General features: G+C 60.3%; 9 protein-coding genes. 5 read left to right on the top strand and 4 right to left on the bottom strand.

Going from position 1 to position 8,620, the window contains the following annotated elements; translation table 11 throughout:
- Nucleotides 1-65: 65 nt before the first annotated feature.
- On the top strand, nucleotides 66-1,316 hold the full coding sequence (locus NW819_RS11530; protein WP_414413825.1) for an LL-diaminopimelate aminotransferase: 1,251 nt from the start codon (nucleotides 66-68) through the stop codon (nucleotides 1,314-1,316).
- On the opposite strand, the gene NW819_RS11525 is transcribed toward NW819_RS11530, so the two are convergent.
- Nucleotides 1,313-1,609 (bottom strand): hypothetical protein, encoded by a 297-nt coding sequence (locus NW819_RS11525; protein WP_148202718.1) that lies wholly within the window; start codon nucleotides 1,607-1,609, stop codon nucleotides 1,313-1,315. The genes NW819_RS11530 and NW819_RS11525 overlap by 4 nt on opposite strands.
- A gap of 145 nt (nucleotides 1,610-1,754) precedes the next feature.
- Nucleotides 1,755-2,579: a creatininase family protein gene (locus NW819_RS11520; RefSeq protein ID WP_414413827.1), complete on the bottom strand. Its 825-nt coding sequence runs from the start codon at nucleotides 2,577-2,579 to the stop codon at nucleotides 1,755-1,757.
- 174 nt (nucleotides 2,580-2,753) lie between these two features.
- On the opposite strand from NW819_RS11520, the gene NW819_RS11515 reads away from it, so the two are divergent.
- Nucleotides 2,754-3,176: a hypothetical protein gene (locus tag NW819_RS11515; RefSeq protein WP_414330686.1), complete on the top strand. Its 423-nt coding sequence runs from the start codon at nucleotides 2,754-2,756 to the stop codon at nucleotides 3,174-3,176.
- Here the strand turns inward: NW819_RS11515 and NW819_RS11510 are convergent.
- Nucleotides 3,173-4,438, bottom strand: coding sequence for an aspartate aminotransferase family protein (locus NW819_RS11510; RefSeq protein WP_414413826.1), 1,266 nt, complete (start codon nucleotides 4,436-4,438; stop codon nucleotides 3,173-3,175). The genes NW819_RS11515 and NW819_RS11510 overlap by 4 nt on opposite strands.
- A gap of 155 nt (nucleotides 4,439-4,593) precedes the next feature.
- On the opposite strand from NW819_RS11510, the gene cysC reads away from it, so the two are divergent.
- Both cysC and NW819_RS11500 read left to right on the top strand, forming a co-directional pair.
- On the top strand, nucleotides 4,594-5,121 hold the full coding sequence (gene cysC, locus NW819_RS11505) for an adenylyl-sulfate kinase (protein ID WP_414413824.1): 528 nt from the start codon (nucleotides 4,594-4,596) through the stop codon (nucleotides 5,119-5,121).
- Between the two features lie 96 nt (nucleotides 5,122-5,217).
- The gene (locus NW819_RS11500) at nucleotides 5,218-6,153 is read left to right on the top strand and encodes an alpha/beta fold hydrolase (RefSeq protein ID WP_011433031.1); all 936 of its coding nucleotides are present in this window, start codon (nucleotides 5,218-5,220) and stop codon (nucleotides 6,151-6,153) included.
- 9 nt (nucleotides 6,154-6,162) lie between these two features.
- Here the strand turns inward: NW819_RS11500 and NW819_RS11495 are convergent, their stop codons facing one another.
- The gene (locus NW819_RS11495) at nucleotides 6,163-6,699 is read right to left on the bottom strand and encodes an HNH endonuclease (protein WP_011433030.1); all 537 of its coding nucleotides are present in this window, start codon (nucleotides 6,697-6,699) and stop codon (nucleotides 6,163-6,165) included.
- Nucleotides 6,700-6,922: 223 nt separating this feature from the next.
- Here NW819_RS11495 and NW819_RS11490 point away from each other — a divergent pair, with 223 nt between their 5' ends.
- The gene (locus NW819_RS11490) at nucleotides 6,923-8,533 is read left to right on the top strand and encodes a nitrilase-related carbon-nitrogen hydrolase (protein ID WP_414413823.1); all 1,611 of its coding nucleotides are present in this window, start codon (nucleotides 6,923-6,925) and stop codon (nucleotides 8,531-8,533) included.
- Nucleotides 8,534-8,620 lie beyond the last annotated feature (87 nt).

The raw sequence follows: 8,620 nt of genomic DNA, 5'->3' as shown, positions 1-8,620 counted from the left end.
ACTCCGTCCCGCTAGCGCGAACAGCTACACTGAAAAGCCGATGACCTCCTCTTCGGCAAACCTCCATGGCCAGGATCAACGACCACTTCCTCAAGCTCAAGACCGGCTATCTCTTTCCCGAGATCGCCCGGCGGGTGCAGGCTTTTGCCACCGCCCATCCCGAAGCTCAAATTATCAAAATGGGCATTGGCGATGTCACCGAGCCGCTGCCGGAAGCCTGTCGAACGGCCATGATCCGGGCGGTGGAGGAAATGGGGGAACGGGCCACCTTTCGCGGCTATGGGCCAGAGCAGGGCTACGAGTGGCTGCGCCAGGCCATTGCCCGGCACGACTTCCAGGCCCGCAACTGCGATATCGACGCTTCCGAGATCTTCGTCTCCGATGGCTCCAAGTGCGATTGCGGCAACATCCTGGATATCCTCGGCCACGACAACACCATCGCCATCACGGATCCTGTCTATCCGGTTTATGTGGACACCAACGTGATGGCGGGCCATACGGGGCCGGCCAACGAACGCGGCGAATACGAGGGCCTGGTCTATCTGCCCATCACTGCCGAAAATCACTTCACCGCCAGCCTGCCCAGCCAAAAGGTGGATGTGATCTACCTCTGCTTCCCCAATAACCCCACAGGCGCAGTGGCCACACGGGAGCATCTGCAAAACTGGGTGGACTATGCCCGTGCCCACAACTCCTTGATCCTGTTCGACGCCGCCTACGAAGCTTACATCACCGAGCCCGGGATCCCCCACTCCATTTACGAGATTCCAGGGGCGCGGGAATGTGCCATCGAGTTCCGCTCCTTTTCCAAAACCGCTGGGTTTACCGGCACCCGCTGTGCCTTTACGGTGGTGCCCAAGTCTTTGCGGGGGCAAGCTGCCGATGGATCCTGGGTGGATCTGTGGAGCTTGTGGTATCGCCGTCAATCCACCAAGTTCAACGGGGTGTCCTACATTGTGCAGCGGGGGGCGGAGGCGGTCTATTCCGAAGCGGGGCAAGCGCAGGTGCAAGGTCTGGTGCAGTTTTACCTGGAAAATGCCCGCATCATTCGCCAGCAGTTGGCCGAAGTGGGGATCCAAGTCTATGGCGGCGTGAATGCCCCCTACGTCTGGGTGAAAACACCCGCTGGGCTGAGCAGTTGGGAGTTTTTTGACAAGCTGCTGCACACCTGCCATGTGGTGGGTACCCCTGGCTCTGGCTTCGGCAGCGCCGGAGAGGGCTATCTGCGCCTGTCCGCTTTCAACAGCCGCGCCAACGTGGAAGAGGCAATGCGCCGCATTGGCAGCGTGTTTGCGGGGGCTGGAGCCGTTGGTTAATTGAGTCTTGACCCAGAGGGCGAGGATTCTTTCAGGCGCTCCCCGCCGCCAGAGGCGAACAGCTTGGGCCCGACAGGAAAGATGACGAACCAGTCGGCGATACCGCCGCGAACCCTTTTGCCTGCAACGCAGCAACTGGGCCAGCTTCCCCTTCGGCTTTCCGGGTACTGCCGCTTCGACTGCAGCTCCTGACCGTTAGCGATGAAGATATCCATACCCTCATGGGCAGTGGCCAGGTGAACTTTGCCCAAATCCACCCCATTTCCACCAGAACGGGTGTGTTCTGGGGCCAAGGTATCACCCTTTCCCATTGGGCAGATAGAGTTTGCAGCAGCCCAGCAAAAAGCTGCCCTGATCGCGTCAGCAGGTCGTATCTTGGTCGGCCAGTTCTGGCGAAAGCCTTTCACAAAGCAGGCCGTAGGTCTTTTGCCTGGATCCCTAGACCAGCAGCGGGGCTTTGCGCCAAGCCTTGGGCTGCTGGAACCGGTGCAGATCTCGGATCAGCCGCACCCAGCCGTCAGACATGGACTCCACCAAAACTTTGCCTTTCTCCGGCGTGGCGGCGGTGGCATCGCCCAAAACTCCGCTCTGGGTGAGATCGCGAGTTGCCCAAGCGAAAGGGATCCGCCCTTCCATGCTGAGCAGGCTGTTTTCCGGCAGATCGTGGGGATATTCGCAGACCAATCGGTCGGTTCGCACCGTGTCCGGCAAAAGGTGCATCAGCATACTGGTCTCCCCATCGCCGGCGTGAATGCCCAATTCCCGTTCTTTCTCGGTAAACAGCTCTCGTCCTTCGTGGGGAACGCGCCAGACCGACACCGGAAACAGCATGAAATCTTCATACTTCTGGTGCAGATCGCGGGCAACAATCTCCAGGACCTGTGGCTGGCCACCGTGGGAATTGAGGAACACCAGCTTGCGAAACCCAGCTCGGTAGATGCTCTCTGCCACTTCTGTCAGCACCGCCATCAGGGTTTGGGCCGAGAGGGTAATGGTGCCGGGGAAATGCCAGTGCTCGTTGGCTTTGCCGTAGCATTGGGTGGGCAAAACATAGGCCGGGATCTCAGGCTCCAGCTTCTCCATGGCGCGCCCGATGACCGCCGTGCCGATGCAGGCATCCACCACCAGGGGCAGGTGGGGCCCGTGTTGCTCAATCGAGGCAACCGGCTGGATGATCACCACGTTCTCTTTGTCGGGCATGGCCTGGATCTCCGTCCAGGTCAGGTAGGGGAAAAAGCGGTGGGGCGGGACAAAAGTGTGCATCATGGCGGGATCCGTTCAAGTTTGATCAGAAAGCTACCTAGCACCATGCCACAAAATCGGGTTCACGAAATGCCCGCAAAGACGGGATCCCCGGCCAACCCGCCTGCCAAAGAAACGTAAGAAAGCCATCGATTAGGATAAGTACAGTCTGTACAGTTTCCGGTCAACGATTGCATGACCCTGTTGCCTTGTTTGCCCGCCCAGTGTGACTCTGTTGAGGGCCTGCGTCTGCTGGGGCGCCCTTTGCCCGCCTCGGCGGAAGTGGGCAGCGCTCCCCCCTCACCCCGTCCCATTCTCGCCCTGCCAGGGTCGCAGGCCACCCTCTATGTGGAGCTGATTCAGGTTTCTCGCCACAGTCTTGAGGCAGGCTCTGACACCCCGCCGCTGCTCTGGGTGCGACCTCTCCTGCTCAGGCAGGGATCCCAAGTCTTGAACCTGCGGGCCACCTCGGATTTGCTCTGGCCTGCTGCCGGCTTTGTTCCGGCCTATGCGGAGGAGGTGTTGCCCCTTTTGGAGCAGGCAAGGGATCCCGCTCCCCGCGAGCCCTCTGCCCGACAGCAGTTGCAGGCATTTCTGCGGCAAGTCTGGCGAGGCTAGGCTGCCCCGGAATGGCCAAGGGAGGCGGCCAACCTTTGCAAAGCCGATGCCAACATCGCTAGAGCCGCGTCAATTTCTGCCGGGGTGACGATCAAGGGGGGCACCAAGCGCACCACCTGGGATCCTGCCGGCACCAATAACAGCCCGCAGTCCATGGCTGCCTTGACCACTTCAGCCGCCGGGATGCGCACCACCAAGCCCTGAATCAGGCCCCAGCCCCGCACTTGCTCAACGAGCTGCGGAAACTGCTCCGCCAAGCGGGACAGCCCCTGACGCAGATACACCCCTGTCTGCTGGGCATTCCAAACCAAACTCTCCGACATTAGCGTGCGGCAAACCGCCAGGCCCACCGCACAAGCCAAGGGGTTGCCCCCAAAGGTGCTGGCGTGATCCCCCGGCTGAAACACGGCGCAAAAGTCTTTCGCCAACAAGGCCCCGATGGGGATCCCACCGGCCAGGCCCTTGGCCAAGGTGAACACATCCGGCTCCACCCCCAGGTTACAGTGGCCCCACAGCATGCCAGTACGGCCCATGCCCACCTGCACCTCATCCAAAATCAGCAGAATGCCCCGCTCGCTGCAGATCCGGCGCAACCATTGAAAATAGGCGGGATCCCCCGGCACAACCCCCCCTTCCCCCTGCAACGGCTCCAACAGCACGGCACACACCCGCTCGCCCCAGCGCTCCAACACCGCTGCTGTGCCCTCGATGTCGTTGTAGGGAACGTAATCAAAGCCGGGCACCAGAGGGGCAAAGTCTTTTTGGTATTTGGGCTGGCCGGTGGCGGTAATGGTGGCCAGGGTGCGGCCATGGAAGCTGGCATGGGCGGTGAGGATCATCGGATCTTGGATCCCGCGCACCGTGTGGGCATACTTGCGAGCCAGCTTAATGGCTCCCTCATTGGCTTCCGCCCCTGAGTTGCAGAAAAACACCTTGTCGGCACAGGAGTGCTGGGTCAGCCATTGAGCCAGTTGTGCCTGCGGCTGGTTGTAGTAAAGGTTGGAAACATGGTGCAACTGTTGTGCCTGCTCGGTGAGCGCCTGAATCCACAGCGGGTGGGCATGCCCCAGGGTACAGGTGGCAATGCCGGCCACAAAGTCCAGGTACTCCCGCCCCTGCTCATCCCAAACCCGACACCCCTGCCCGCGCACCAAGGTCAGGGGATAGCGCCCATAGGTGGCCATCACATGCTCGGCAAACAGCTCGGCAGTTGTCGGGGATCCCGAGGGGGCACTGGCAAGAGGCGAAGTTAGAGGAGACATGGCCGGTAAAAGATTGCTGTCGTGTTGGCGGCGCGGAGCGCTTTGGGGCTGGCGCAAGCCGTGTTTCGAGTGTACCACCCTGCTTTTGGAGATGATATTCTGGCAGGGCCAAAGATTCAGGGATCCACAGCAAACAGACAGAAGCAAACAGACAGATGTCGCGGCGGGGGGTAACGGTCTGGTTTACGGGATTGAGCGGGGCGGGCAAAACCACCCTGAGCTGCGGCGTGGCCCAGCAGTTGCGCGCTTGGGGGCTGCCGGTGGAGGTGCTCGACGGAGATGTGGTGCGGCAACATCTCACCAAGGGTCTGGGCTTCAGCAAAGCGGATCGGGAGGAGAACATTCGCCGCATCGGCTTTGTGGCGGAGATGCTGACTCGGCACGGGGTGATTGTGCTGGTGTCGGCCATTTCCCCCTATCGGGCAGCACGGCAGGAGGTACGGCAGTATATTGGCAGCTTTATCGAAGTCTTTGTGGATGCCCCCCTGGAGGTGTGCGAACGCCGGGATGTGAAGGGCCTCTATCGAAAGGCGCGGGCAGGCTTAATCCAGAACTTTACCGGCATCGACGATCCCTACGAGCCGCCGGAACACCCGGAGGTGGTGTGCAAAACCGCCGAGCAAAGCATCTCCGAATGTATTGACCTGGTGATACAAAGCCTAAAAAGCAGAGGTTATGTCTAACAGGCCCACTGCTCTTACGTTGCCCGTAGAGGGTGGGCTTCCCCCCGGAGTAGCTGCAAAGAACCTAGAATTAAGAAAGGCTTACAAGCAACTCCTATGGCTTCGACATCGGCATCGGCCACTCCCATTTCGGCGCAGTGGATCTGGCGGGGGCAGTCAGTTCATTACGTCAAACAGGGTGAGCAGGGGCAGCCTCTGCTTCTGGTGCACGGCTTTGGAGCCTCCACCGACCACTGGCGCAAGAACATTCCCGAATTGGCTCAACACTACCAGGTGTACGCTATCGATTTGCTGGGTTTCGGTCGCTCCGCCAAGCCCAACTGGGACTACCGCGCCGAAATCTGGCGGGATCAGCTGCGGGACTTTTGCCAACAGGTAATCCGTCGGCCTGTGGTGGGGATCGGCAACTCCCTGGGCGGCTATGTGGTGCTCAGTTTTGCGGCGGAGTGGCCGGAGTGGGTGCGGGGCGTGGTGCTTTTGAATGGGGCAGGTGGGTTTTCCACCCTCAAGGGATCCCCGACTGGATGGCGGCAATGGATAGGCGGATTGGTGGGCTGGGGCCTGCGCCAGCGCCTGGTGTCTTACCTGCTGTTTCAGTATTTGCGGCAGCCGCACGTGATCCGAGCCAAGCTGAAGCAGGTTTACTACGACCCGGCAGCCGTGACCGATCAGCTGGTCGAGGCCATCCATCGCCCCACCCAGGATCCGGGGGCTGCCGATGTGTTTGTGGCCTTGATGCGAGGTGGGCAGAAGGGACGCTATGTAGATGAGCTGCTGTGCAGCTTGGTGCGCCCGCTGTTGTTGATCTGGGGAGAACGGGATCCCTGGATGCGGGCTCGGGAACGCTCTAAGCTGTACCGGGCCCACTACCCTCAAGCAGTGGAATACTTCCTGGAGGCTGGCCACTGCCCCCACGATGAGCGCCCCGAAGAGGTCAATGCCCTGATTCACCGGTGGATCGAGACCGGGATCCCGGCCACCACTTCTCCCCCCATTTCCAAAGCTGCCCCTGTATCGGAAGTCCATCCCTAGGCGGCCCGTCTAGCTTGGGCTGTCCAACAATTCCTCCTGGGGATCCCCTTCTAGGCCGATGGTGTACTTAGACCATTCTCGATGGGAACCACTGCCGACGGCTTTGGAGATTTCAAAATAAAGAGTGCTGTGGGGACGGCGGGGTTGGCGCAGCAGGGGCATACCGGCTTCGCGGGGGGTGCGGTTCCCTTTTTTCACGTTGCAGCGCACACAGGCACTGACCACATTTTCCCAAGTATCTCCGCCGCCACGGGAGCGAGGGATCACGTGATCCAGGGTGAGATCTTCGCCGAAGCAGCCGCAGTACTGACAACGATGCCCATCCCGGTAGAGGACGTTGCGGCGCGTAAGCGGGATCTCCTTGTGGGGAACGTGGACATAGTGGCGCAGACGAATGACGGTGGGCAAGGGAATGTTGCCGTACACCACTCGGCCATTGTGCTCGATTTGCTCGGCCTTGCCCTTAAGCAATAGAACGACCGCTCTGCGCCAACTGGTGATGTTGAGCGGCTCGTAGGAGGCATTCAAAACCAAAACCTTGCCCATAGTGCCGCGCACCGCTGACGGGATCCCTAACCCAAGCCGGGAGGCACCAGCCCCCTGAAGTTATGCAAAATGTTAACACAGCTTCAGATTCGGGCAGTAGGAGCCCTGTGCTCCAGGAGATAGTTGCGGCTGCTGCAAGGGCGCTACTCTGGAGAGGATCCGTCGGCAGGGGCGTGTTCAATCCCCGTGGGGTTTCCCGAATAGGCTGAATTTTATTGAGGTGATGAAGCTGGAACTGAAATCTTCAACTCAACAGCAGGATCTGCCCCAAAAGAGAAATCCAGGCGAGGGATCCCGCTGGCTGATGGGTTTGGCCATTGCGCTGCTTTGTCTGGGATCCCCCAACCGCTGGCTGCACTGGTTTCCGGGAGCGCTGCTGGGCTTAGCCCTGCTGTTTGGCCTGTGCGAGCAACGGCAAGGGTGGGCGCGGTGGCGTTTGGCCTATGGCCTCTGGTTTTGGGTTTGCCTGTATGCCTTCTGGGTGGATCCCTTCTCGGTTAAGGTGTTGAGCGCCTGGGAGATCCTGGGGGGCGTGGTGGTGGCTCCCCTGATCCCCCTCTTTTTCACCACTGCTACGCTCCTCAGTTTGGAGCTGAGCCGCCCCCTGCCGACTTGGGCACGTCCGCTGGGCTTGGCCACGGTCTGGACAGGCTTGGATGGGCTGTTGGGCTTGCTCTGGTGGCCTATCCCTTTCCACTGGGGATCCCTGTTGTTCGACTGGCCCCTCGGGATCCAGGTGGCCGATGTTACGGGGATCTGGGGGGTTACCTTCTATGCCGTGTTCGTCAATGGGGTTCTTTGGCAGATGGCCAGGCAGATTTCCAGCCGGTGGCAGACGGCTAGGGGATCCCTGAGAAACGCTTTGGGTGAGATGCTCAAGAACAGAGATTTCTGGAGTACGCTTGCCTGCGGCCTGGGGTTGACGGGGCTGGTCTTGGCCTATGGAAGCGTGCGCCTGGCTTACTTCGATGCCTTGGCCGTCGAAAACAGGGATCCCGGCTTTCGGGTGGGGGCAGTGCAGCAGGTGGCTTGGCTGGAAGCCGATCGCAGTTGGAACTACCGCCTGGAGCGCTACCGGGAGCTGCATCAGCTTTCTGCCCAGGGGGTGGCTGCTGGGGCACAGTTGGTGATTTGGCCGGAGGGGGCGCTGCGGGCACGGCTGCTGAATACCGGCCTGGAACCCTACGTGATCGAGCCAATGCAAGCGATTCTGCCGCCGGAAGGCGCTTTGATTACGGGGGCAACAGAGCCGGATCCCCGCACAGCCCATTTGCCGGAGCCAGAGCAGCGATTTTTTAACACGGCCCTGTTGTTTGACGCCCGGGGCAACTTGCTGGATGGGTTTGGCAAGCAGTGGATCTTTCCCTATTTCGAGTCGGGGCGCTACGTGCCTTCACCCGATGGCTATCGGCCTCTGGACGGAGGGGAGCTTTTCGGGCCTTTGGGGGTGATGATCTGCTTGGAGAGCGTCTTGCCTGCGCCCAGCCGAACTTTAACCCGTCGCGGCGCCGAGTCTTTGATCGTGATTTCGGATGATAGCTGGTTTGGTAATAGCCACTGGCCGATGTTGCATGGCCAGCTCTCGGTTTTTCGGGCTGTGGAAAATCGGCGTAGCGTGGTGTTTGTCAACAACACCGGCGGCAATCTGGTGGTGGATCCCTCAGGTCGGCTCCAGCAGGTTGGCCCCATCTTTCAGCGGGGGGTGATTACGGGAGAAGTGAAGCGGCGTTCTGAGACAACTTTCTACAATCGCGCGGGGGATTGGCTGGCGTGGCTGACGTTGGGGCTATCTTTGGGGCTGTGGCGCTGGGGATCCCGAGCAAGGCAAGGATGAGTTAGAATCGATAGGCCCACCGGTGGGTCTGCGGATTCTCCTATCCAGTCCTCACTTCAAAGCCCTGCTGATGTAGCTCAGTTGGTA

This window comes from Synechococcus sp. R8-2 (assembly GCF_047461715.1).
GTDB lineage: Bacteria > Cyanobacteriota > Cyanobacteriia > Thermostichales > Thermostichaceae > Thermostichus.
This window is presented reverse-complemented; position numbering and strand designations above follow the sequence as displayed.